This window comes from Gloeothece verrucosa PCC 7822, from assembly GCF_000147335.1.
In the GTDB taxonomy this organism is placed as follows: Bacteria; Cyanobacteriota; Cyanobacteriia; order Cyanobacteriales; family Microcystaceae; genus Gloeothece; species Gloeothece verrucosa.
The window spans coordinates 5283914-5307414 of sequence record NC_014501.1 but is presented as its reverse complement, the minus strand read 5'-3'; the positions used below and the strand labels follow the sequence as shown (position 1 = coordinate 5307414).

Sequence of the window (23501 nt, the reverse complement as noted above, 5' to 3'; positions counted from 1 at the left end):
AGAGCGAGAGCATTTATCATGTCAAAAAAAATTTTAAAATACTTAGGTTTTTCTCAAAAAACATTATGGGATTGGCTGGAATTATTAATTGTTCCAATACTTATACTTTTTGCAACTTTTTATCTGCAAGGAGTTTCTCAGGAACAACAAGAATTGAACCAAACTGAAAAAAACAAACAGGAAATATTGACTAAATATATAGAAGATATGACAACTTTACTGGTAGATAAAAAATTAGGAGATGAACTAAATAAGCCAGATAAACCAGTAGGGGTTACTGCTAAAGCTAGAACAATTATAGCAATGAAAGAACTTGATAATAAGAGAAATGGGCAGATAATTCAATTTTTGAAAGAGTCCAACTTAGTAAAAGTTGGAAAAAAAAGTATTTTATTTAGTGCTGACTTGTCCGGTGTTGACCTAAAAGGTGTTGATCTTAGGGAAGTGAACCTTGCTACAGCAGACTTAAAGGGTGCGAATTTGACAGGAGCATATTTATGTGGAGCAGATTTAACATCTATAAAACGTGACAAAACAATTTTTAAGGGAGCTTTTTATAATCAAAATACAGAATTTGATTTCAAAAAAGAGGCTGATAAATTAGGTATGAAAGAAAAGGAAAACTGCTGGTTTGACTAGGGTATAGTACACAATAATACCATCTAGAACATCATTATTCTTTTGATCTGCGAAAGGCTTTTTCTTATTAGGCTTCTTTCTCTTGTTGGTTAAATCTAATTGCAATAAATAACAGGGGGTATTAGGGAGCTTGCCCCCGTTCACAGCTTCCCCGCGCAACTTTTAAACGGAGTGGATAAGTTATGTATGTACGCGGGTGACTTATTGCTTATGCAGAAGGTAAATTAAATAATTTCACAAGCAGAGCGCAATAATAAGTTATCTGCTCCGTTTGCCGCCCGTCCGAATACCGATTAAAGCCTCAGTTATGGGTAAATAAAGTAGACAAAAAAACGGTAAAAAGTTCAACTTCTTACCGCTCTTTTCTTTATAAAAAATTAATTGACTTATTCACTCACAGGAGATAATAACTCTCGTCTTTCACCGTGAATAATCTTAACCTTACCTTCGGAGTCGATATCAGCGATGGCGGTATCTCCATCTTTAACCTGTCCCGAGAGAATCTCCTCAGCGAGAACATCCTCTAAAAGCCGCATAATCGCTCTCCGCAGAGGTCTAGCCCCGTAAGCCGGGTTATAACCTTCTTCTACTAAACGGTCTTTAAACTTCTGGGTAACTTCCAAAGTAATGCCCTTTTCTGTCAAGCGGCTAAACACCTCTTTGAGCAGAATATCAGCAATCTCCTTAACCTCATCCCGACTCAATTGACGGAAGACAATAATCTCATCAAGACGGTTGAGGAATTCAGGACGGAAGTATTGCTTGAGTTCTTCATTCACCAACGAGCGAATACGATTGTACTGCGCTTCCGCTTGGTCAGCTTCAAACTCAAACCCGAGTCCGCCGCCACCTTTTTCGATGACCTTAGACCCAATATTAGAAGTCATAATTAGCAGGGTATTCTTAAAATCGACAGTACGACCTTTAGCATCAGTCAACCGTCCATCTTCTAAAATCTGCAACAGAATATTAAACACATCCGGGTGAGCCTTTTCAATTTCATCAAACAGCACCACCGTATAAGGACGACGGCGTACCGCTTCGGTCAATTGACCCCCTTCGTTATAACCCACATAACCCGGAGGCGAACCAATCAACTTAGAAACCGTATGGCGTTCCATAAATTCCGACATATCCAATCGGATCATCGCATCTTCAGAGCCAAAGAAATAAGCCGCTAACGCCTTAGTTAACTCCGTCTTACCCACCCCAGTCGGGCCAGAAAAGACAAAACTAGCAATCGGACGATTAGGATTCTTCAAGCCCACGCGAGCGCGGCGAATTGCCCTCGATACCGCCTTCACCGCATCTTCTTGACCAATCAGACGCTGATGTAAAGTATCTTCCATATGTAGCAACTTCTCAGACTCAGTTTCCGTCAGCTTATTCACTGGGATACCCGTCCAAGAAGCCACAATATTAGCAATTTCTTCCGCATCAACCGAAGGTTCATCGCTTTCCCCTTCAGTCTTCTTCGCCGAAGCAATAGCGCGAATTTCCGCCTTAATTTCCATTTCGCGGTCTCGCAACTCCCCAGCGCGGTCAAAATCTTGAGAACGCACCGCATCATCCTTTTGCTTAAGGACTTGACGCAGTTCCTTATCCAACTCCTTAGCCGCCGGTGGCAACTGAGAAGTAATCAAGCGCACTCTAGACCCCGCCTCATCGATCAAATCAATGGCCTTATCGGGCAAATAGCGGTCAGAGATATATCTATCCGACAACTTAGCCGCCGCTTCCAATGCCTCATCGAGAATCTTGAGCTTATGGTGTTGCTCATAGCGTTCTCTCAAACCATAGAGAATCTCAATGGTTTCATCAACAGTCGGCTCACCCACCATCACGGGTTGAAAACGACGTTCTAGAGCCGCATCGCGTTCAATGTGCTTGCGGTACTCATCCAAAGTCGTCGCGCCGATACACTGTAACTCACCTCTAGCGAGAGCCGGTTTAAGGATATTCGCGGCATCAATAGCCCCTTCAGCCGCCCCTGCACCAATCAGAGTATGAACTTCATCAATCACCAGAATCACATTCCCAGCTTGACGAATTTCGTCCATAATCTTCTTGAGACGTTCCTCAAATTCCCCGCGATATTTCGTTCCTGCTACCAGCAAGCCAATATCGAGAGTCACCACGCGCTTTTCTTCGAGGATATCAGGGATATCCTTCGTCGCGATGCGTTGGGCCAACCCTTCAGCGATCGCCGTTTTACCGACCCCAGGTTCCCCAATGAGGACCGGATTATTTTTAGTCCGACGGCCGAGAATTTGAATCACCCGTTCAATTTCCTTTTGTCGTCCCACCACCGGGTCTAACTTTCCTTCGGCTGCCATTTGGGTTAAATTGGAGCCAAACTCATCGAGAGTGGGGGTTTTATTGCGTCCTGTGGTCGGTCCACCGGCAGCCACTTCTGCGGTTTCGCCCAACATCCGGATCACTTGAGTTCTGACCTTAGAGAGGTCCACACCCAAATTTTCCAAAACGCGAGCCGCCACTCCTTCACCTTCACGAATTAAACCTAAGAGTAGGTGTTCAGTTCCGATGTAGTTGTGGCCTAATTGACGAGCTTCCTCTAAGGAGAGTTCTAGCACTCGTTTCGCTCTGGGGGTGAAAGGAATTTCCACCGCCACAAAGCCAGAGCCGCGCCCAATAATTTTTTCTACTTCAATGCGAGCATCTTTAAGATTGACCCCCATTGATTTGAGAACTTTGGCAGCGACTCCTGTTCCTTCGCCGATCAACCCGAGAAGAATTTGTTCCGTCCCGACAAAGTTATGTCCTAGACGGCGGGCTTCCTCTTGGGCAAGCATAATGACCTTAATGGCCTTTTCTGTGAAGCGTTCAAACATGAGTTTTATCCATCACCTGCTGCTGGTCCCTAGTAATGCTGATTTTAACACAGGCAAAGGGTGAGGCTGTTGCTTAGAGTACAACAAAAATCTCTCAGTCATGGTTGAAAAAGAGTTTTGGGCAAAACCCGTCGGTTATTTTCTAGTTAACCGCCCATAATACAGATTTACTGAGGCGAGATGACGATATCGCCAGTCATGCCGGCTTCGGCGTGGCCAGCTACCGAGCAATGGAGTTTATAAGTTCCGGCTTTGATGGGCACAAATACCCATTCGGCTTGTGCGGTGGGTTTTAACTCTAATTCATGAATGGCTCCTTTGATTTCCACTTTCCCGGCTTCTACTTTTTGGGTCCAACTGGCATCAGCAAAGTCTTTAGAGGTGAAATAGTGTTTAGTGGGACTGGGATTATCCAGTAAAAGTTTATATTTTTTTCCGGCCACCAACTCAAAATGATCGGGAAAAAATTTTAACTCTCCTGCATTATTGCCTAAACTCACTTTAACTTCTGTAACATCTGAAGCGGCTTTAGCGGGTAATTGCCACATCAGACTAAAGACTATCAACAGCATTACAACAAGCTTTAATCCTCGCCTAAGCTGATCACTCATATTGATTAACTCCTGGTTTATTTGTCATATTTCTCTAAAAATAATGCCAGTTTTTCTCGCGTTGAGAGTGGAACTTTATCTAAGGGAGTGAGAATAGCATATTGTAGAGCAGAATGAGCGGCTGAGGGGGGAGGATCAAGGGCTAAACGACGAACGGTTTCTTGTATAACTTTTTGGGCATTAATTGCGTTGCGTTGTAAATTAGCAATAACCATTTCTACGGTAACTTGATCGTGATCCGGATGCCAACAGTCATAATCGGTCACTAATGCTAAAGTAGCATAAGCGATCTCGGCTTCTCTGGCGAGTTTGGCTTCGGGTAAATTAGTCATGCCAATAATTGACGCGCCCCAACTCCGATAAAGATTAGATTCGGCTTTTGTCGAAAAGGCGGGGCCTTCCATACAGACATAAGTTCCGTTGCGGTGAAGCGTTACATCAGGCAACTCTAAACTAGCTACCGCATCAGCAAGAATTTTAGCTAAATTGGGGCAAATGGGGTCACCGAAACTAATATGGGCCACAATTCCCTCACCGAAAAAAGTTGAGATGCGGTTTTTGGTGCGGTCAATAAATTGATCGGGAATTACCATGTCTAGGGGTTTCATAGACTCTTGTAAGGAACCTACCGCCGAGGCAGAAATGAGATACTCTACCCCTAACTGCTTCATGGCGTGAATATTAGCCCGAAAAGGTAATTCAGTGGGCATCAGATGATGATTTCTACCATGCCGCGCTAAAAACGCTACGGGTGTTTCTTCTAAAGTGCCCACAATTAAAGCATCCGAAGGTGAACCGAAGGGGGTATCTAGGGTAATTTCTTTGACATCTTTGAGGGCATCCATTTTATAGAGTCCACTGCCGCCGATGATGCCGATTTTTGCTTGTGTCATAATTCTTTTTCCTATAGAGGGTTAAGAGTCTAAAGTTATCCAATATCGCCACACAGCAAGTATTTTATCATCTTCTCTTAATTATCTAGATCGAACGCGCCTAGAATTTTTAAATTATTTTTTTGAGGTTCACTTAATCCTTGAACGCCTGTAATGTTAAGTCCTTCATAGGGTTTGGGAAGTTCAAAAGTATGGAGACATTGGTATTTTTTAACATCTTCAACATCCCAGAGTTTAATCGTTCCATCTTCACTGCCGCTTGCTAAGAGTTTTCCGTTATGAGAAAAAGCAACAGAAGACACTGCTTCGATATGTCCTAGTAAAGTTTTGATTAATTCGCCGGTTTTCACATTCCACAATCTAATCATCTGATCGTAATCGCCACTGGCGATGATTTCACCATTGGGATGAAAGTCTACTGTTTTTATCCAGTCTCTTTGTTTTTCTAAAGTATGCTTACATTTTTTTGTTTCGCTATCCCACAATTTAATAGTTCTATCATTGCTACCACTAGCGAGAGTTTTACCATCACGACTCACTGCAATCCCTCTCACATGACTGGTATGTCCAGAGAATTCTAACAAAAATTCTCCCCTTTCTATATCCCATTTTTTCACCAAATTATCATCACTACCACTGAACAATGTTTTGCCATCAGGACTAAAACAAATAGAATGAATCCAATCGTTATGTTCAAACTTAAATTTTTCTTTCCATCCTTCTTTTTCTGAATAGTAATAGAGGTAAATAAATTTATCATCGCCACTACTAGCAATGTAATCTCCCTTGGGACTAAAAGCAACTGAACGAACCCAATTAGGATATTTTTTTAAGGGAAGTAATTCTGGTTTGTCAGTTTCAAGATTCCAGATACGTATAGTTCTATCATCACTACCACTGACCAATTTTTTGCCATCAGGACTAAAGGCAACTGACCAAACTCTTCCTTCGTGTCCTGACAAAGTTTTCTCACACTTTTTAGTGTCGATATTCCACAATCTAACGATTCCGTCGTCACTTCCACTAGCGAGGAATTTATCATCAGGACTAAAGGCAACTGAGCGAATTTTGTGAGTATAACCTTGTACCACATTTAAACATTTGCCTAGGGGAAATTCCCATAATTTAATCTTTTGGTCGTCACTAACACTAATCAAAAGATTATCCTGTTTATTCAGGACAATTGCCCAAACTCTGCCTCTATGGCCTAATAATGTATTTAGACAGTCTCCTGTTTTTAGATTCCAAATTCTAATAGTTCTATCTTCGCTACAACTGATTAAATATTGACTATTATTACTAAAAATAATTGAACGAACCCAATTAGTATGTCCTTCAAAAGATTGTAAGAATTGACCTGTTGCTAAATACCATAATTGAATGCTGCCATCATATCCTCCAGTTGCCAGCAGTTGTCCATCTGGACTTAGGGCAATTGTCCTTAAAAATTTCTCGGTATTATTAGGGAAATTATAGCCATTTAAGCCAATTTCATCGGGCAATTCTTGCTCTTGCCAATCCCATTGATATAAGTATCCATTTTCTTTAGCAAAGATTAACCGATTTCCCGATGAATTAAAAAGGACTGAGTGAATTTTATATCTATTATCGGTAGTATAGGTTTTTATTCTTTGCTCAGTTTCTATGTTCCACAAAATTACTTGACCATCATCACTTGCTGTTGCTAAAATTTTGCTGTCAGGACTAAAAATAATTGAGCGAATTCGATTATCATAGCCTTTAAGATGTTTATAAAAATTTCCCGTTTCTCGCTCCCAAATATGAACAGTTCGATCTTCGCCACCATTAGCAATATATTTATTATCGTGACTAATAGCAACTGTTCTCACCCAATGAGTATGACCTGAATAGGTTTTATAAAATTCCAGTTGATAATTTTCTAGTTTGTATAAATGTACATTACCACTACCATCTCCTATTACTAACCATTGATTGTCCTGACTCAAGGCGACTGATAAAATACCTCCAAAAGATTGTAGAAAAGCGCAGTTTTTAACCTTGGCTTGGGTAAAGTTTACATTTTTAAGAAAAACCTTTCTAAAGTCAGCTTCCCAAATGGTTAAATAGGAAAAATCATAATTTTCTAATATAGGTTTATGGGGAGAATCTGGATTAAAATTCAGATACCAAAATAAGTTGACAAAATTTCCTGCGGCATATCCTGGTTGACTCAAATAGTTATATTTAATAATCGGAAAAATTCGTCTCATTTTTTCATTTAAATCCCGATCATCTTTGGATTTTAAGGTTTCTTTAACAGGCTTTAAAATGTGTTGTATTTGACTGTCTTTAGTCCGCTTTGGGGCTTGTGGCTGCATCAAAAGATAGCGATTAAAAATGTCTCGCACGTTTTTTTTATTAATCGTTTCTAAGTTATTATCTAATAATCCCTTAAGATTTTCGCAGATATAATTCACAAATCGAACAATTAAGAATTCTATAACAAGAGGTTGTAGCTGATATTTTCCCTCAATTTCTTGAACTAAAGAGCGATTTTTTAGAGAAATTAAAGCTTTTTTTAATTTTTTTACATTAATATCGAGAGTTATGGCTAGAATAGGCAAGCAGATATTAGCCAACTCTTTTTCATTTACCGGTTCTTGTAAAATAGCTAACCACTGTACAACTCTTTGTTCTAAAGTAGATAATGACTTATCATACTCTTGCTCTAGGAATTGTTCTACACTCTCGATCTTAGATAATACATTACTATCGAGAAACTCAGTAATATCACCTTGATAATATTCCCAAATATTAGAAGCTACCATTTCTAAGAATGTTGGATTACCTGAACATTTTTCAATTAATTCTTTTTCTTCTTCGGGCAAATCAAATATATTTTTTTTCCTGAGAATAGTGCGGGCTTCTTCTGGGTTCAATCCTTCTAATTCTAATGAATGTATTTTGTCAGGATTTAAGTTGTACCAATTTTCGGGTAATTTTCGGCAAGTCAAAAGTAAACAACTCTTGTGCTGTTCGCCAGCTATTTTATCAAAAAGTTGTTCATATTCTTGACAATCGGTACTATCATCTTCTGATCTTTTATCATTTTTATCTTGACAAATGGACTCAAAATCATCAAAAACAATCAAGCAGCGATGCTCGTTTAAATATGTGATTAAACTATCAATTCCTTCCTCAATTGTATTGAAGGAATCCAACTGTTTTTGTTGAGATATCACTTTTATAATACTTCTTAAAATCGTTTTTAGAGAAGGAACTCCTCTAAGGTCGTGCCAAATAATATATTCAAATTCTTGATCAATATTTGGATCTTTTGCTATTTTTGCGGCTACAGTGGTTTTGCCTAATCCTCTAAACCCCCAGATGGCTACTAAAGGACATTTGTCTTCAATAATCCTCTTTTTAAGCTCTTCAATTTCTTTAGTTCTTCCCTGAATTTTTGAAACATCAGGGGCACTGATTAACATTCGTTTAGGATTATTAGGAATTGGCTGAATGGATGGCTCATAAAATGAATCAATTAACTCATCTTCATCGCTATTAATCTCTGAGATTTCTTGCCAATATAGCCCCAATTGTTCACAAATTTCAATAAAGTTTTGATGATCAATTGCTTTTCCATTGAAAAACTTATTAATCGTCGGACGTGACATTCCTAAGTCTAGTGCTAATGCTCCCTGACTAGGGTAATTATTGCGTTGAAGGGATTGGCGCACTTGATTAAGGTAGTTTGGTTTGACTTTGATGGAGCGGGGCATTGTTATAAAGGTCTGTCTATCGACACATTGAGCATCTTAGCACAAAGTTGTAAAAAAAATTTACAAAAGTTTTACGAAAAAGCGGCTTGACTGTTTGTATATCTTTTACATCGATATGTTTGTATATCTTTTACAGCCATATATTTGTATATCTTTTACAGCCATAGCAGTATAGAAATTTTACGGCTATGGAGTGTAATTAAAGCTAAGGTTAGTAAAATTGTATTATTATGACCAAGTACGTTGCTAAAGCAGAATTAAGTTCAAAATTATTTGAAGATGTTAAGAAGATTGCCACAAAACTTAATATGTCTGAATCGGAAGTTATACGTCGCGGAATTGCTGTCATGGATTTGTATGCCGAGTTGAAAGCAAATAAGGAAAAACTTCTGATAGAAAAGGACGGCACTACTCGTGAACTATCATTGACGGATTAGCCTTAAAAACCCACAAATAAAACAGATAAAGTAGCTTAAATGCTACTGATCAGGATAATTAACCAAGATGACCAATTGGGTAAGTGCAAGCCAAGCCACTTTGATTATTGGGAGTTTCAATCCGAACCTTGTTACGATGGGAGGAACAGGGGAAGCTGAACCAAATGGGGACATTTGGGGGGCATGGCAGATATGACCTCTTCAAATGATTCTGACAGCGACATTAAAAAACTGCCAGTCAATACCGATGAAATTCAAATTGAAAAACTGGCAGTCAATACCGATGACAACGACTTAACAGTTCAATCAAAAAAAGTTAGAATCCAGACAGCTAGTTACTTAGCAATAACCCTTTGGGTGATTTTGGCAGTAGTAGTTGTTGCCCATATAGCGGCAACTATTTGGATTTCTATTGATCCTGATTGGTATTTAAAACCATCTTTAACAGGATCAATCGATATAAACTCAATTGAACCAGAAACATTAAATAAATTAATAGAATTACAAAAATTACAAAAGGAAAGCTTAGCATCCGCTAATACAATCCTAAATGAATCTGCAAAAACAATTTATACCTTTTTAGGAACATTAGTAACAGGCGTGACGGGATACTATTTTACAAAGGTTGAAGAAAAAGGTGATTAGTGGCTATAAGCTGTCACGTACTTAAGCGATCTTTAGGGCTTCGGCTCGCTTGGGACATAAAATGGTTGGTGAGTCTTTCTCAGTGCGTAACTCCTACAAACTTTAAAAGCGTCTTAGCTTATAAAGCGAACACAGCAGAAAACCCAAAACTAAGGGTATCTACATAAAAATGCTGTAGTCAAGCACTAGAAACCGCTAAGATAGAAATAAGTGGCAATCTAGTAGGCAATCGGGAGAGAAGTAGGAATAATTCTCTATCCCAGGTATAGATCTTAATTGATGACCTTAAACTAACCGAAAACCTCAAATAGGAGAAACTCAATAACCATGACACAAGCAACTGCACCCCAACAAGGCATTCAGCTATCCGAAGCCGCCCTCTCTCACGTGATGATGTTACGGGACCAACAAGGAAAAGACCTCTGTCTGAGAGTCGGAGTGCGTCAAGGAGGTTGTTCAGGAATGTCCTATATGATGGATTTTGAAGACCCTAGTCAAATTGGCGAACACGACGAAGTATTTGATTATGGCGGCTTTAAGATCGTCTCAGACAAAAAAAGCTTACTCTATCTCTACGGTCTAATGCTAGATTACAGCAACGCCATGATCGGCGGTGGTTTCCAATTTACTAACCCCAACGCCGCGCAAACCTGTGGCTGTGGCAAGTCTTTTGGTGTTTAATAGAGTTTTGGTGGGTTTAGTGCCCACCGAATCCATGAATGATTTTAATACTGTCCCATGACTGAAACCCTTAACTCATTATTTGAAAGCTCCCTAGAACGCTACAAAGCCGGAGAATCAGCCGCAGAGCTAATCCCAGTATTTAAAGATATCTGTGATCGCTCCCCCAAAAATCCCACCGCCTGGGCCTGTTTAGCTTGGTTATACCTTCTGGAAAACAAACCCAAATCCGCCCTCAAAGCCGCGCAAAAAAGTGTTAAACTCGATGCTAGAGTGCCCCAATCGCGCGTCAATTTGGTACTAGCCTTGTTAGAATCCGGAGAAACCGGAGTCCGTTCCCACATCGAAACCGTACAACAGATGATGAGCCTTAGTGCCGAAATTCGTCAAGATATAGAAGAAAACATTGAAGACGGACTGACCAGAAAACCCGATTGGGACAATTTGAAACGAGTTAAAAGCTGGTTAATCGGTGATAGTTAAACAATGGACATTGCTAAAACTCTATTAATTGGTTTGAGGGCGGATGAGTTTCGTCATCCCCTCGATTTTCAAGCCACTCAAGCGTTAAAACAACTGCCCGGCTTAGATTTGGCAGTGAGAAATTTACTCGGACCCGTAGCCGAACAATTTTTCTATCTCAACAATATCGCCTCTAGCGTCCTGGTGGGCAAAAATCAACTGCCGCATCTACATAAATTATTGTTAGAAGCTTGTACCGTCCTAGATATAGAACCCCCTCAACTCTACATTCAACAAAACCCCATTCCTAACGCCTATACCTTAGCCATACAGGGAAAACAACCTTTTATGGTGGTGCATACTTCCTTAATTGAGATGTTAACCCTTGAAGAATTACAGGCAGTGATGGCTCACGAATTGGGTCATCTAAAATGTGATCATGGGGTCTATTTAACTTTGGCTAACTTGTTCGTGTTAGCGGCGGGTTTATTGCCCAATTGGGGAACTATACTCGCTCAATCATTGCAAGAAAGAATCTTAGAATGGGTTCGCTGTGCCGAATTTAGCTGTGATCGCGCGGCACTGTTAGCGGTTCAAGACCCTAAAGTTGTTATGTCGGTACTGATGAAACTCAGTGGCGGTTCTCCTACTCTCTCTCCCCTGTTAAATTTAGATGCCTTTATAGAACAGGCCAGGGCCTATGAGGACATTAGCAAGAGTGAATTAGGGCAATTGCTTAAAACGGCCCAAACTCAACAGTTAACTCATCCGGTTCCTGTGTTAAGGGCCAAAGAGATTGATCGTTGGGCCAGTTCAAAAGATTATCAAAGCTTGCTCTTAAAGCGCCAAAAAGAGTATAATCAGAAAGACAACAAAATGGGTGGATGGCGAAATTGGTAGACGCACCGCACTCAAAATGCGGCGGTTTCGGCCATGTCGGTTCGAGTCCGACTCTGCCCATACTAATACATACAACACAGGGATAAATTTGGTTTATTGTTTAATCTATCAAGTTTATCCCAATTTTATTAACTCCCAATGGGGGGAAATTACCGAAGCCAAAAAAGGACAGGATCAGCCATGATAGACTAGAACCGCTCAAATTGCCTGTTTGGTTTGATGATATAAATACATGATCTCCATCTATATTCTCACTTATAACGAAGAAATCGATATCGCCCCTTGCATCGAGTCAGCCTTACTATCTGATGATGTGATCATCGTTGATTCTCTTAGCACAGATAAAACCGTAGAAATTGCCTCTCGCTACCCAGTGCGTATAGTTCAACATAAATTTGAAAGTCACGGAAAACAACGCACCTGGATGTTAGAAAACGTTCCCACTAAACACGAATGGGTTTATATTCTCGAAGCTGATGAACGCATGACACCAGAATTATTTGCTGAATGCCTAGAAATGGCTAAACAAGAAGAAGTGATCGGTTATTATGCGGCTGAACGGGTTATGTTTATGGGACAATGGATTAAACATAGCACCCAGTATCCTCGCTATCAGATGCGGCTATTTAAGAAAGGGAAAGTCTGGTTTAGTGACTATGGTCATACAGAACGAGAGGTTTGCTCTGGGGCCGTAGGATTTCTCAAACAAACCTACCCTCATTATACTTGTAGCAAGGGCTTAAGTCGCTGGATTGAAAAACATAATCGCTACTCTAGCGATGAAGCACGAGAAACTCTCCGTCAGCTACAAACCGGTAAAGTTGATTGGTATCAATTAATTTTAGGAAACTCAGAAGTAGAAAGACGACACGCCCTAAAAGATTTATCTTTACGTCTACCTTTCCGTCCTTTAGTTCGTTGGTTCTATATGTACTTTATTTTAGGGGGAATTTTAGACGGAAAAGCCGGCTTTGCTTGGTGTACTTTACAAGCATTTTATGAGTATCTAATTTTACTCAAAGTAGAAGAAATAAAACAGCAATTTTCGGTTGATTCCCTTGATAGCAATTTTTCTGATCCCGAAATAATTCCGGCTGAAAATATTAGACTTCTTGCACAATTCACAAGAACTGGTCAAGAAAGGGAACAGGGAACAGGGAACAGGGAACAGAATTGAGGAAAATTTTATTTATGCAAGAGGTCTATTGAGTTACTTGACGGTAAAAATTCTGCTCATGGCAAATTAATCTCAAATAATTCAGAATATTAACCCTTATTCAGGATAAGAAATTAAGGCTTGCAGTTGTTGGGCAACTCGGCTTAATTCTTCGTGCCAATATCGTTGATCTTGAAGTGACTTGGCGCTGCTAAATTGTTCTTTACAGTAACGTTTATATTTTTCATGGCTAATTATTTCTAAAGAATTAAAAGCTTTTTGAATATTAATCGCAGCAGCAAAAATATCTTCTTCCCCTATTTCATTTAGATAAAATAAAGACTGCAATTTTTCTCGATATTCAGTAATATCTAATAATTTATCCTGTAAAAGTGACAATAAACGCTGGTCATGACTGTTTATTTCTGATTGAAATTTTTCTTCAATATCCAGAATTTGCTGCCACAAAAAACGATGATGAGATAAAGAAAAATATAGGTCTTTTTCCTCGAGTTGTGCTTTAATTTCCGGTCGATGTAGAGGGCAATGAAGATAAATTTTTAAAAGCATTTTCTCTACAAGTTCTAAACGGGTTTTCTCGTCAGAGAGAATCTCATTATTTTGAGAGGGTAAAGGGGAGTTTTTAGAAAAATTTAATTTAATTTTTCTGAGTTGCTTAGATAGATTGTTTTCATGAAGGCGAATCCGACTTTGATCCCCCTGAGAGAGAATTTCGGCACAGTAGTTTATATAATAAGTGCGTTGATAGGGATTTTGTAACTGACTGAGTAACTGAACCATTCTCTGGGCGACAATTTGAAACTGATCCGCCGCTTTAAGATTATATTGAGATAAAAGTTGTTTGAGAAGCCAGTCAAACCATAAAGGGGCCGTTTTTAACAAATCACGAAACTTTTCTCCGGCATCGGGACTTGAATTAAGAAATTCATCAGCATCTTTACCATCGGGAAGATTGAGAATTTTTAATTGCACTTGTCCACTATTAACTAAAGAAGAAATTTCGGTGATCGCGCGTTCAGTGGCTTTAATTCCAGCTTGATCCGCATCAAAATTAAAGATAATCTGTTTGGAATCTGTATAACGGAGGAGTTGTTTCAATTGCACTTGAGAAAAAGCGGTTCCCAGAGAAGCAACCACATTAGTGATACCCGCCGCCTGAAGGGCGATAGCATCAAAATAACCCTCTACCACCACCGCTTGATCTTGTTGTGTAATACTTTTAGCGGCTTTATCCAAGGCAAAAAGGGTTTTACCCTTATCAAAAAGCGGCGTTTCAGGAGAATTGAGATATTTGGGTTCATCGGTTCCTAAAGTGCGGCTGCCAAAAGCGATCACTCTTCCCTGAACGTCATGAATGGGAATCATTAAACGATCACGGAACCCATCATAATACCCATTGCCGGACTGTCGCTGTTTAATTAACCCTGCTTGTTCTACCAAAGTCACCGGATAACGTTTTTGTTCAACGAGGTAACGATAGAGGGTTTCCCAGCCGGGGAGTGCATACCCTAATTGGAATTGTTGGATAGTTTCTTCTTTTAAATGTCGTTTTTCTTTTAAATAATTGAGTGCCTTTTCTCCTTCAGGTTGCCGCAAAGCGTGTTGATAGAAATTAGCGGCGACGGCGACAATTTCATAAAGTTGTTCTTTGAGGGAAAGTTGGCGCTGAAGTTGTTGATGTTCTTGAGGACTGAGGGTTTTTAAGGGAATTTGATAACGTTTAGCGAGATCAAGCGCAACTTCATAAAAAGACTGTTTTCTCAACTCCATCAAAAAGGTAATGGCATTCCCTCCTGCCCCGCAGCCAAAGCAATGATAAACTTGTTTACTAGGACTGACGTTAAAAGAAGGGCTTTTTTCATTGTGAAAGGGACATAACCCCACTAAGCTTTTTCCTCGCTTGTGTAAGACAACGTATTCTGAAATGACATCAACGATGTCAACCCGTTGCTTAATGTCTTCTAGAGTTTGTGGATCAAGTTGAGTATTGCCCATTCATGGCTGAGAAATTGGGATATCTAATTTATTGTATCGAATTCAATAGCGTTATGCCCCCTGACACAATTTGATTGCGTCCTTGACATTTAGCTTGATAAAGAAAGCGATCAGCTTGTTCGATGAGAAATTGGGGATAACTGTGAAGTCGGGGCACTATTGTGGCTACACCAATGCTGAGGGTAACAATACCTCCAACGGATAAACTCGAATGAGGAATGGCTCGATTTTGTAAAGCGTTTTGAATTTTTTGGGCAATATAAATCGCTCCATCTAGGATAGTATTGGGTAAAATAATGGCAAATTCTTCTCCTCCATATCGCGCCACTAAATCTGCCGCACGTTGAACAGCTTGAGCCAGAATAGTTGCCACTTGTTTTAAACAATAATCTCCCCTAGGATGACCCCACTTATCATTGTAAACTTTGAAAAAGTCTACATCACATAGAAGTAAAGATATGGGAATTTCTTCCCGCACTGAACGATTCCATTCATGCTCAAAGTATTCATCAAAATAGCGCCGGTTAGCGACCCCTGTTAAGCCATCAATACGAGCCAGTCCTTGTAATTTTTGATTGGCTTCTATTAATCCTTGTTTGAGCAGTTGTTCATGTTCGAGGGCAGTTTTAAGCTGAAGGGACAGTTCACGCGAGCGCAATAAAACTTGTACTCTCAGTAATAATTCGGTTTTCTCCACAGGCGTACTAATTATATCATCTATTAGCTCACTTAAGGCTTTGTTAAGCTGTCTGATATGGGGACGACCCGTCACTAGAAGCAAAGGTAAAAAAAGGGGTTTTTCGGCTTCTTTTTTTCTTTCTATTAGCTTTTGATAATGATAAAATCCTAAGCCATCAACAATACATAAATCAAAGGACTTGTTTAAACTATTCTCATCTTCATAAAAAATTATCTGGTAGCAGTTAGCCAGCAGTTCTCCCAATAGACGGGCATTTTCTCGTTGTTCTATAATTAATAAAATCGAATAATTCATCTATTATAACTAGGTTGGGAAATTTAAATATCTGGAAAAAGTTGATTTAATTTATCTAATTCTTCTTTTAATTGTCGCAGTTCTTGTTGAGAGGTATTAAGTTCTTGTCTGGCTTTTTTTAGCTCTATTGAGAGTTGGCGAGAACGTAATAAAGTTGCTATTCTTGCTAATAGTTCTATTTTTTCTACTGGCATAATTAACAAATCATCAACAATTTGCCATAAACCTGCGGTTACTCGTTTGGCTTGTTGCTGAGTCGTTAATAATAAAACGGGAAGAAAGACGGGCTTTTCTTGATTAATTCTAGCTTGCAAATGAGTGCGGTACTCATTGAGCGCTACGCCATCTACTATACATAGATCAAAATGTTCTTCTAGTCCCTTTTCTGGGGAAAATAAAATAATTTGATAATGCTGACTTAACAGTTGTGCCAAAAGACGGCGGTTTTCTGAATGTGCAATCAGGAGAAGAATCAAATTCATTAGTCATTAGTCGTTAGTCATTGGTCATTAGTTATTAGTTATTTTCTCTTGCCTATTGCCTCTTAATGTTAATTATAAAAAGCACTATTCATCTTTTAAGAATTGAGGAGTCCCCGTCAGAATTCCGCTTAAATTAGTTAAAGGTTTACCGACTTTAATCCCGTAACGGGTAATGGTTAGTTCCCGCAGATTTTTTTCAAAGTCAGTGAGCCGCTTTTTGAGAACACCAATGGCCTTACGCAGTTCGCCGCGAATTTCTAAATAACGTAGGAAGATAATGTTATCTGCTAGATAGGAAATTCCTAGCTCGGTGACTCGAAAATCTCCTGTAATTGCCTCTACCTCATTAACGAGCAAAACTGTTACCCCCATATTTTTTAAATAGCGGCATAAAGCATGAATATGAGTCACTAAATTGGCACCTTTAAAGGATAACCGATAGCCAGCAATACTATCGATCATCACAATTTGAGCCGAATGTTTTTCCACTTCCGAGCGTACTAAATTAGCAAACTCATTAGGGGTATAAATTAGAGGTTCAATGGGTATAATTGACAAGGTTCCCTGTTTGAGCATTCTTGAGACAGGAATATTGATCGATTCACAGCGATTAATTAGGGTTTCTTGAGCTTCCTCAAAACAGCAAACCAAAGAACGCTCGCCCCGGCCTGCCGCTTCTTTCATAAATTGTATTCCCAAAGTGGTTTTTCCCACACCGGAAGGACCACTGATGATCGTAATGGTTCCCCGTTCAATACCGCCCTGTAATAATTCATCGAGATCAGGAATTCCGGAGGAAATCGTTTCAGGCGCAAACTCTCTTTTAAATTCTTCGGGAATAATGCTGGGAAAGACTTCCATTCCCTGACAAGTCAGCCGCATGGTGTGAGTTCCTTTGCGAAAATCCGAACTCCGAAACTTGCTAATGCTGAGGGTACGTTCTTCGTCGACAAACTCTAGGGTAATCACTCCATCAGCAATAAATTGTAAATCGTTGTCGGGCGCTTCTGGGGACGCTTCGGTAATAAAAACGATGGTTGCTCCTTGTTCTTGGAGAAAACGTAAGAAAGAGACGATCTGTTTTCGGAATTGAAAGGGATCACTCGATAAATAACGGAATTGGGTAATTGAGTCTACAAAGACTCGCTGAGGATGAATTGATTCAATTTTCTCGATAATTTTTTGCGTTATGGGGTCTCTTTCTACTTCGGCGGGAGAAAAGATATCATAGCTTTGCATCTGGGTAAAAAAATCTGATCCCGGACTGAGATCGAGTATGGCTATTTGATCGAGACTTAACCCTAATGCTGAAGCATTGCGACGCAACTGATTTTCTGACTCTCCTAGCGTAATCATCAGAGAGACTTCTCCTCGATGGTGTCCGGCTACTAGAAAGTGCATTCCTAATGTGGTTTTTCCGCAGCCGGGACCCCCCCGAACTAAATAAGCTTGTCCAGGAATTAACCCACCCATTAAAATTTCATCTAGCCCGGCAATACCGGTAGATAAACGATTATTGACCATGTAAATTTTTTGATGCCGAGTCAATTCTAATTTTATCACTAGCCAAGCCTGATTAAACTTATCCATCAGATAGAATTAATCTTAACAACCCTATTTGACTCCGCTCTCGGCTCTCTATTTAAATTTAATTAAAGCTTAAATAATCTCAGGGATTATAGAGAACCTACCCCGAATTCAAGGGTGCGGCTACGGTTTTTTTCTTTTCCCTACCTTACTTTAGATAGATGATTAAATGGCGGCTCTGGGTTAATTTAAAACTAGAAATTTAGCCGGAATAATCTAAAAGCAATAATCAGCCCCATTAAACCTCATGAAAATAGGAGGCGCATCAATGAAAACTGAAACCTCTTTTAATTCTCAAGATTGGCCCACCTTGCTCGCCAACTCGGAGTTGCCAATTTTGCTAGTTTTTTTTACCCCTTATTGCGGGCCTTCTAGACTGATGAATTCTCTGGTGGAGCAAGTCAGTAACCAAATGAAAAACCCGTTAGAAATTATTCTAGTTGATAGTGAAAAATACTCAGAGTTAGCGAATTTTTATCACATTCATGCCTTGCCGACTTTGTTATTGTTTAAACATGGTCAACTTGTAACTAGAATTGAATCCGAGTCACCTCAAAAAATTATATCAGCAGAACTTTTAATCGAACAGTTGCGAGGGTTGATTTAAAAACTCAAGCGGAGCCAGCGAACCCGGAGAAAATTATTAACTTTATGATTATTAATAGATTTATTGGCTCTCAAGTTCTCTAAGTATGTTACAATATAATACTATTGTAGTTATTTTTGCTTCAAAACTTATGCCTACCTGCCCATTATGTGAACGGGAAATGAAACGTTTAACGGTACATCATCTCGTTCCGCGACAAGCTGTCAAACGCAAAAAAGCGGAAGCTGGTCCTACTATAGATATTTGTTCAGCTTGCCATCATCAAATTCACACTTTATTTAGTAACATAGAATTAGCGCAACACTTAAACACTTTAGAAAAACTTAAGAATGCACCTCAAATGGAAAAATTTTTACTCTGGCTGAAAAAGCAAACGCCAGAAAAGCGGGTGAGAGTCAATCGGCCAAAAGAGCCTTAAAACTTAAAAAAAATTCAAGTTATTTAATATAACTTAACCGCTTTTTAATTTGTTTAACAAAATGTGAAGCAAGCTTTAAAAGAAGTTGCAACTTTTGTCTATTTGACCCCAGAATAAGCTACGCTCACAATCATAGGGAAATAAATTTTTAGTAAATTTCCCAGTGGATGGCACGGTTTATTAGGGAATAGGTCTTGTGGATAAACAGTGTCGATCCGTGCATCACTGTTGAGAATTCTTGGGGGTATATGTATGAACCAAAAAGCCATAGAAAACACCCGTAATGTCGCCATCGTCGGTCCCTATTCGAGTGGGAAGACGACGCTGTTAGAAAGTTTATTGTTTGTTACTGGTGCGACGAACCGTAAAGGAAAGGTAACAGAAGGAAATACTGTCTCGGATAGTTCTCCAGAAGCCCGGGATCGACAAATGAGCGTAGAAGTTTCTGCGGCTTATACGAGTTATCAAGATATTAATCTGACTTTTCTCGACTGTCCGGGATCAATAGAATTTGTTCAAGAAACTTACAATGCTTTAGTCGGTGCAGGGTCTGCCATTATCGTCTGTGAACCGGTGGTAGATCGGGTGTTAACCCTTGCGCCTCTGTTCAAATTTTTAGACGACTGGGAAATTCCTCACCTGGTTTTTGTCAACAAGATGGACCGGGCCGCCAATAACTTTATGGAAGTTCTGCACGCCTTAAAAGAGGTGTCTACCCGTCCGCTTGTTCCTCAACAATATCCCATTCGCTCCAATCATGACCTGATCGGTTACATTGATCTGATCAGCGAGCAAGCTTATCATTATCATCCAGGCAGCCCGGCCGATCCGGTTCCTCTACCCGATGACCTTAAAGACGAGGAACATCTAGCCCGGCAAGAAATGTTAGAAACCCTAGCTGAGTTTGACGATCACCTACTTGAAGAACTTTTAGAAGATATCGAACCCCCCCAAGATGAAATTCTCCAAGACTTAAAGAAAGAACTTAGCGCGGATCAAATTGTACCAGTTTTCTTCGGCATAGCCGATCAAGATTATGGGGTTCGTCCCTTACTAGAAGCCCTCTTAAAAGAAGCCCCTTCTCCCACCGAAACCGCCCATCGTCGGGGACTAAAAACCGATGTCAATGGGGATACCATCGTACAAGTGCTAAAAACCTGCTTTACCCCTCAAGGCGGGCGGCTTTCGCTGGTACGGGTTTGGCAAGGAAAATTAACCGATGGAATGGTGCTTAATGGAGTGCGGGCGGGTGGCCTTTATCGCCTGATGGGGCAACAACAACAGCCCATTAACGAGGCTTCTGTCGGGGATATTGTGGCCATTGGGCGCTTAGAAGGCATTCAAACCGGTGATACTCTAACCAACACCAATAAACAAGTTAATGCTTTACCAAAAGCCGAAAAGCTAAAACCCGTCTATGCTTTGGCCATCGCCCCAGAAAACCGCAAAGATGAAGTAAAACTTAGTAGCGCCCTGAGTAAGTTGTTAGAAGAAGACCCCTCTTTATACTGGGAACAACACGGTGATACCCGAGAAGTGATTCTGTGGGGACAAGGAGAAATTCATCTGCAAGTGGCTTTAGACCGGCTGCGTCGCAAGTATAACTTACCGATGACCACTCATGCGCCACAAGTTCCCTATAAAGAAACCATTCGCGCTGCAACAAAAGTTCACGGACGCTATAAACATCAAACCGGCGGACATGGGGCTTTTGGGGATGTTTATTTAGACATTAAACCTCTGTCAAGGGGAGAAGGTTTTCAATTTCATGAAACCATTGTCGGCGGTGTGGTGCCTAAACAATATATTCCAGGCGTAGAAACCGGTGTGCGGGAATATTTAGTACATGGTCCTTTAGGGTTCCCTGTGGTAGATATCGATGTGACGCTGACCGATGGTTCTTACCACACGGTTGATAGTTCTGAACAAGCGTTTAAACAAGCCGCCCGACTGGCTATGACTGAGGGAATGCCTAAATGTGGCCCTGTGCTGTTAGAACCCATTTTAGCGATCACGGTATCGGCTCCTACTGAGTTTACCTCGAAAGTGTTGCAATTAGTCACCGGACGACGAGGACAAATTCTCGGTTATGAAGGGATATCCGGTTGGAAAGGTTGGGACCAGGTGACGGCTTATTTACCTCAAGCAGAAATGCAAAACTTTATTATTGAGTTGCGTTCCCTGACGATGGGGGTCGGCTTCTTTAATTGGGATTTTGACCATTTACAAGAAGTGCCGGATAAGTTAACTGAAACTGTCCTGGCGGCGAGTAATGGCAATGGGAAACATTAATCGTTTCTCTCTTTAAAAACGCCTACACCCGCACTTGATGCGGCTAGAGAAACAAAGTATAACCCACTCACATAAAAGCGTGTTAGTGGGTTATAGTATTTTTCAAAACTAACGCTATATTATTATTCAAGATTAGAAGGAAACCACTCATCATCGAGAGCAGTGGTAATAGAAATTTTCGGATGATTCGGGATAGAAAAACTTCTAGACAAAATTTTAAGGCGTTTGTCATAAATCTCATCCCAAATTGGCTCAACAAGATTAGCTAAGGAGGGATTTTCTTTCAAAATCTTTTCAATCTCATAACGAAAGTTAGCCACCTCAGTTTCCCAATGGCTTTTATTGTAGAGCTTTTCTGATTCCCAGAAAGATAATTTTAACAGATGGTCAAGAAGGCGGGCCAGATAACTTTCTAGTTTTCGCTTTTCGCTTTTACCTAAGCCTTCTATCTCCTCAATCAAATTGAGCCAATCGATCTCCTCTAATTCTCTACGCCGCATGGCATCAACTTGTTGCTGTGTCCATTGGTAATAGTCAGTATCGTATGATGTCATCAAATTAACCCCTTAATGGTAGAGACGTAAGAGCAACATCTCTACTTTATATATATTAAAGGGTTAAAGATTGGGGATTAGTTTCGATCAACTTAGCCAAATCTTGTAGGAAAGCCGCCGCATCAGCCCCATAAATCACCCGGTGATCACAGGTAATATTAACGCACATTTGACGCTTAACCCCTAAAAGCCCTTCAGCAGTGGCAACCACTTGAGGACGAGAAGCACCGATGGCTAAGATCGACCCTTGTCCAACCGGCAGGATAGCATCAAAACGATCAACGCCAAACATTCCCAAATTAGAAATTGTAAAAGTGCCGCTACTATATTCTTCGGGTTGCAGTTGTTTGAGTCGGGCACGCTCTACCAAATCTTTCCACTGACGAGACAGAGAATACAAATCTGTTTGGTCCGCTTGTTGCAGTACAGGGGTAATTAACCCACCACCCGGCATCGCTACTGCGACGGCAATATTAATCGATGAGTGGTATTGTATGCCTTTATCGGTATAACTCGCATTGACAACGGGATGTTTTTGTAAAGTAACCGCTACCGCTTTAGCTAATAAAGCTGTCATGGTTACCCCTTTGCTCTTAACTTTTTTATAGAGTTCATCGAGAGCATCAGTAGTAATGGTGTATCCTACCCGGAACTGAGGAGCCTGCATACTGGCTACCATGTTCTGTACTACGGCTTTTTGTAGGGTATTAAAGCCCACTACTTCGCCGCTTGCAGCACCAGCCGGGGCCGCCACCGCAGGCACCACCGGTTGAGCAGAAGGGGTGGGAATCGCCACCGGAACCTGGCTCGGTGCTGGCTTGGAAATCGGAGCCGGCTCCGGTGGAGAAACTTTACCGGCAGCCCGTTCTACATCTTCTCCGGTAATTCTGCCAAAAGGCCCACTGCCTTGTAGACTTTTGATGTCAATACCTAGCTCTTTCGCGAGTTTTTTCGCTCTCGGAGAGGCCACAAGACGACCATTGCTTTGACTCGGGGCAGAAGAGACTCCACCGGCGGCGGCTAAAACGGGTTCAGGGGCCGGTTCTGGGGCGGATGGGGTTTCGCTGACTGTCGCTCCCGAATTTCCTTGAGCCGCAGCCGCTTTGGCTTGGGCCTCTTTGATTTCTTCTTGGGTTTCAGCAACAAGAGCGATGGCTGCACCGACGGGAGCTTCTTCTCCAGCATTAACGATGATTGCCGCTAAATAGCCATCAAAGAATGATTCAACGTCCATGTCGGCCTTGTCCGACTCCACTACGACCACTGTTTCCCCTTTAGCCACTTTGTCTCCAGGAGATTTTACCCAAGAGACGATTTTCCCTTCGGTCATGGTGGAACTGAGAGCCGGCATAAATATATCGTGGATCATGGCGTGGTCTGCTAATAGAATAGGTGGACAGTATAGGAGCAAAAATTCTTAAGCCAAGTCGCATTCTATCATAATCATTGACCTGTCAGTGATCTCGAGTTAGGCTCGTTAGTTAGATTTCCGGTCTGTCAATTAATATAAAAAAAGAAGTTTTTTGCCTTTT

The 23501-nt window shown here is 40.6% G+C and carries 21 protein-coding genes and 1 tRNA gene; 12 read left to right on the top strand and 10 right to left on the bottom strand.

Features of this window, described 5'->3' with window-relative positions:
- Positions 1 to 18: 18 nt before the first annotated feature.
- Entirely contained in the window at positions 19 to 639 is a 621-nt protein-coding gene (locus CYAN7822_RS39610) for a pentapeptide repeat-containing protein (protein ID WP_013324813.1), read from the top strand.
- Positions 640 to 1025: 386 nt separating this feature from the next.
- Here the strand turns inward: CYAN7822_RS39610 and CYAN7822_RS23840 are convergent, their stop codons facing one another.
- The 4 genes from CYAN7822_RS23840 to CYAN7822_RS23825 form a co-directional block, all read right to left on the bottom strand.
- Positions 1026 to 3491, bottom strand: coding sequence for an ATP-dependent Clp protease ATP-binding subunit (locus tag CYAN7822_RS23840; protein WP_013324812.1), 2466 nt, complete (start codon positions 3489 to 3491; stop codon positions 1026 to 1028).
- 167 nt (positions 3492 to 3658) lie between these two features.
- Positions 3659 to 4102, bottom strand: coding sequence for a cupredoxin domain-containing protein (locus CYAN7822_RS23835; protein ID WP_013324811.1), 444 nt, complete (start codon positions 4100 to 4102; stop codon positions 3659 to 3661).
- Positions 4103 to 4119: 17 nt separating this feature from the next.
- Positions 4120 to 4995: an S-methyl-5'-thioadenosine phosphorylase gene (locus CYAN7822_RS23830; RefSeq protein ID WP_013324810.1), complete on the bottom strand. Its 876-nt coding sequence runs from the start codon at positions 4993 to 4995 to the stop codon at positions 4120 to 4122.
- 77 nt (positions 4996 to 5072) lie between these two features.
- Positions 5073 to 8738, bottom strand: coding sequence for a WD40 domain-containing protein (locus tag CYAN7822_RS23825; protein WP_013324809.1), 3666 nt, complete (start codon positions 8736 to 8738; stop codon positions 5073 to 5075).
- Positions 8739 to 8968: 230 nt separating this feature from the next.
- Here CYAN7822_RS23825 and CYAN7822_RS23820 point away from each other — a divergent pair, with 230 nt between their 5' ends.
- The 8 genes from CYAN7822_RS23820 to CYAN7822_RS23795 all read left to right on the top strand — a co-directional run bounded on the left by CYAN7822_RS23820 (position 8969) and on the right by CYAN7822_RS23795 (position 13040).
- Positions 8969 to 9175, top strand: a complete 207-nt coding sequence (locus CYAN7822_RS23820) for a hypothetical protein (protein ID WP_013324808.1) — start codon at positions 8969 to 8971, stop codon at positions 9173 to 9175.
- Positions 9176 to 9282: 107 nt separating this feature from the next.
- Positions 9283 to 9384, top strand: a complete 102-nt coding sequence (locus CYAN7822_RS40215) for a hypothetical protein (protein WP_425365328.1) — start codon at positions 9283 to 9285, stop codon at positions 9382 to 9384.
- Positions 9359 to 9820 carry a hypothetical protein gene (locus CYAN7822_RS23815; RefSeq protein ID WP_041933369.1) on the top strand — a complete coding sequence of 154 codons (462 nt, stop codon included), beginning with the start codon at positions 9359 to 9361 and terminating at the stop codon, positions 9818 to 9820. The genes CYAN7822_RS40215 and CYAN7822_RS23815 overlap by 26 nt, the downstream gene beginning before the upstream one ends.
- 327 nt (positions 9821 to 10147) lie before the next feature.
- On the top strand, positions 10148 to 10501 hold the full coding sequence (locus CYAN7822_RS23810) for a HesB/IscA family protein (RefSeq protein WP_013324805.1): 354 nt from the start codon (positions 10148 to 10150) through the stop codon (positions 10499 to 10501).
- Between the two features lie 57 nt (positions 10502 to 10558).
- Positions 10559 to 10984: a tetratricopeptide repeat protein gene (locus tag CYAN7822_RS23805; protein ID WP_013324804.1), complete on the top strand. Its 426-nt coding sequence runs from the start codon at positions 10559 to 10561 to the stop codon at positions 10982 to 10984.
- Positions 10985 to 10987: 3 nt separating this feature from the next.
- Positions 10988 to 11863: a M48 family metallopeptidase gene (locus CYAN7822_RS36035; RefSeq protein WP_013324803.1), complete on the top strand. Its 876-nt coding sequence runs from the start codon at positions 10988 to 10990 to the stop codon at positions 11861 to 11863.
- Positions 11842 to 11923, top strand: a tRNA-Leu gene (locus CYAN7822_RS23800). Before CYAN7822_RS36035 ends, CYAN7822_RS23800 begins: the two co-directional genes overlap by 22 nt.
- A 172-nt stretch (positions 11924 to 12095) precedes the next feature.
- Complete coding sequence (locus CYAN7822_RS23795; RefSeq protein WP_013324802.1) at positions 12096 to 13040, top strand: glycosyltransferase family 2 protein; 945 nt, start codon at positions 12096 to 12098, stop codon at positions 13038 to 13040.
- A 96-nt stretch (positions 13041 to 13136) separates the two neighbouring features.
- Here CYAN7822_RS23795 and dnaG read toward each other — a convergent pair whose 3' ends face one another.
- The 4 genes from dnaG to CYAN7822_RS23775 all read right to left on the bottom strand — a co-directional run bounded on the left by dnaG (position 13137) and on the right by CYAN7822_RS23775 (position 18101).
- The gene (gene dnaG, locus CYAN7822_RS23790) at positions 13137 to 15035 is read right to left on the bottom strand and encodes a DNA primase (protein WP_013324801.1); all 1899 of its coding nucleotides are present in this window, start codon (positions 15033 to 15035) and stop codon (positions 13137 to 13139) included.
- A gap of 28 nt (positions 15036 to 15063) precedes the next feature.
- Entirely contained in the window at positions 15064 to 16029 is a 966-nt protein-coding gene (locus CYAN7822_RS23785) for a diguanylate cyclase (protein WP_013324800.1), read from the bottom strand.
- A 23-nt stretch (positions 16030 to 16052) separates the two neighbouring features.
- The gene (locus CYAN7822_RS23780) at positions 16053 to 16511 is read right to left on the bottom strand and encodes a response regulator (RefSeq protein ID WP_013324799.1); all 459 of its coding nucleotides are present in this window, start codon (positions 16509 to 16511) and stop codon (positions 16053 to 16055) included.
- An 84-nt stretch (positions 16512 to 16595) separates the two neighbouring features.
- On the bottom strand, positions 16596 to 18101 hold the full coding sequence (locus tag CYAN7822_RS23775; protein WP_013324798.1) for an ATPase domain-containing protein: 1506 nt from the start codon (positions 18099 to 18101) through the stop codon (positions 16596 to 16598).
- Positions 18102 to 18366: 265 nt separating this feature from the next.
- On the opposite strand from CYAN7822_RS23775, the gene CYAN7822_RS23770 reads away from it, so the two are divergent.
- The 3 genes from CYAN7822_RS23770 to CYAN7822_RS23760 all read left to right on the top strand — a co-directional run bounded on the left by CYAN7822_RS23770 (position 18367) and on the right by CYAN7822_RS23760 (position 21415).
- Entirely contained in the window at positions 18367 to 18705 is a 339-nt protein-coding gene (locus CYAN7822_RS23770) for a thioredoxin family protein (RefSeq protein ID WP_013324797.1), read from the top strand.
- A 130-nt stretch (positions 18706 to 18835) separates the two neighbouring features.
- Entirely contained in the window at positions 18836 to 19123 is a 288-nt protein-coding gene (locus CYAN7822_RS23765) for a hypothetical protein (RefSeq protein WP_157871842.1), read from the top strand.
- A gap of 252 nt (positions 19124 to 19375) precedes the next feature.
- A complete protein-coding gene (locus tag CYAN7822_RS23760) occupies positions 19376 to 21415 on the top strand; it encodes an elongation factor G (RefSeq protein WP_013324795.1) in 2040 nt (679 codons plus the stop codon).
- Between the two features lie 122 nt (positions 21416 to 21537).
- Here the strand turns inward: CYAN7822_RS23760 and CYAN7822_RS23755 are convergent, their stop codons facing one another.
- Positions 21538 to 21969, bottom strand: coding sequence for a DUF29 domain-containing protein (locus tag CYAN7822_RS23755; protein WP_013324794.1), 432 nt, complete (start codon positions 21967 to 21969; stop codon positions 21538 to 21540).
- A 55-nt stretch (positions 21970 to 22024) separates the two neighbouring features.
- Positions 22025 to 23338 carry a dihydrolipoamide acetyltransferase family protein gene (locus CYAN7822_RS23750; protein ID WP_013324793.1) on the bottom strand — a complete coding sequence of 438 codons (1314 nt, stop codon included), beginning with the start codon at positions 23336 to 23338 and terminating at the stop codon, positions 22025 to 22027.
- Positions 23339 to 23501 lie beyond the last annotated feature (163 nt).

Excerpts from the sequence above, each read along its gene's own strand:
- CYAN7822_RS39610 (WP_013324813.1), top strand. The coding sequence starts at position 19 with ATGTCAAAAAAAATTTTAAAATACTTAGGTTTTTCTCAAAAAACATTA.
- CYAN7822_RS23840 (WP_013324812.1), bottom strand. The coding sequence starts at position 3,491 with ATGTTTGAACGCTTCACAGAAAAGGCCATTAAGGTCATTATGCTTGCC.
- CYAN7822_RS23835 (WP_013324811.1), bottom strand. The coding sequence starts at position 4,102 with ATGAGTGATCAGCTTAGGCGAGGATTAAAGCTTGTTGTAATGCTGTTG.
- CYAN7822_RS23830 (WP_013324810.1), bottom strand. The coding sequence starts at position 4,995 with ATGACACAAGCAAAAATCGGCATCATCGGCGGCAGTGGACTCTATAAA.
- CYAN7822_RS23825 (WP_013324809.1), bottom strand. The coding sequence starts at position 8,738 with ATGCCCCGCTCCATCAAAGTCAAACCAAACTACCTTAATCAAGTGCGC.
- CYAN7822_RS23820 (WP_013324808.1), top strand. The coding sequence starts at position 8,969 with ATGACCAAGTACGTTGCTAAAGCAGAATTAAGTTCAAAATTATTTGAA.
- CYAN7822_RS23815 (WP_041933369.1), top strand. The coding sequence starts at position 9,359 with ATGGCAGATATGACCTCTTCAAATGATTCTGACAGCGACATTAAAAAA.
- CYAN7822_RS23810 (WP_013324805.1), top strand. The coding sequence starts at position 10,148 with ATGACACAAGCAACTGCACCCCAACAAGGCATTCAGCTATCCGAAGCC.
- CYAN7822_RS23805 (WP_013324804.1), top strand. The coding sequence starts at position 10,559 with ATGACTGAAACCCTTAACTCATTATTTGAAAGCTCCCTAGAACGCTAC.
- CYAN7822_RS36035 (WP_013324803.1), top strand. The coding sequence starts at position 10,988 with ATGGACATTGCTAAAACTCTATTAATTGGTTTGAGGGCGGATGAGTTT.
- CYAN7822_RS23795 (WP_013324802.1), top strand. The coding sequence starts at position 12,096 with ATGATCTCCATCTATATTCTCACTTATAACGAAGAAATCGATATCGCC.
- dnaG (WP_013324801.1), bottom strand. The coding sequence starts at position 15,035 with ATGGGCAATACTCAACTTGATCCACAAACTCTAGAAGACATTAAGCAA.
- CYAN7822_RS23785 (WP_013324800.1), bottom strand. The coding sequence starts at position 16,029 with ATGAATTATTCGATTTTATTAATTATAGAACAACGAGAAAATGCCCGT.
- CYAN7822_RS23780 (WP_013324799.1), bottom strand. The coding sequence starts at position 16,511 with ATGAATTTGATTCTTCTCCTGATTGCACATTCAGAAAACCGCCGTCTT.
- CYAN7822_RS23775 (WP_013324798.1), bottom strand. The coding sequence starts at position 18,101 with ATGGATAAGTTTAATCAGGCTTGGCTAGTGATAAAATTAGAATTGACT.
- CYAN7822_RS23770 (WP_013324797.1), top strand. The coding sequence starts at position 18,367 with ATGAAAACTGAAACCTCTTTTAATTCTCAAGATTGGCCCACCTTGCTC.
- CYAN7822_RS23765 (WP_157871842.1), top strand. The coding sequence starts at position 18,836 with ATGCCTACCTGCCCATTATGTGAACGGGAAATGAAACGTTTAACGGTA.
- CYAN7822_RS23760 (WP_013324795.1), top strand. The coding sequence starts at position 19,376 with ATGAACCAAAAAGCCATAGAAAACACCCGTAATGTCGCCATCGTCGGT.
- CYAN7822_RS23755 (WP_013324794.1), bottom strand. The coding sequence starts at position 21,969 with ATGACATCATACGATACTGACTATTACCAATGGACACAGCAACAAGTT.
- CYAN7822_RS23750 (WP_013324793.1), bottom strand. The coding sequence starts at position 23,338 with ATGATCCACGATATATTTATGCCGGCTCTCAGTTCCACCATGACCGAA.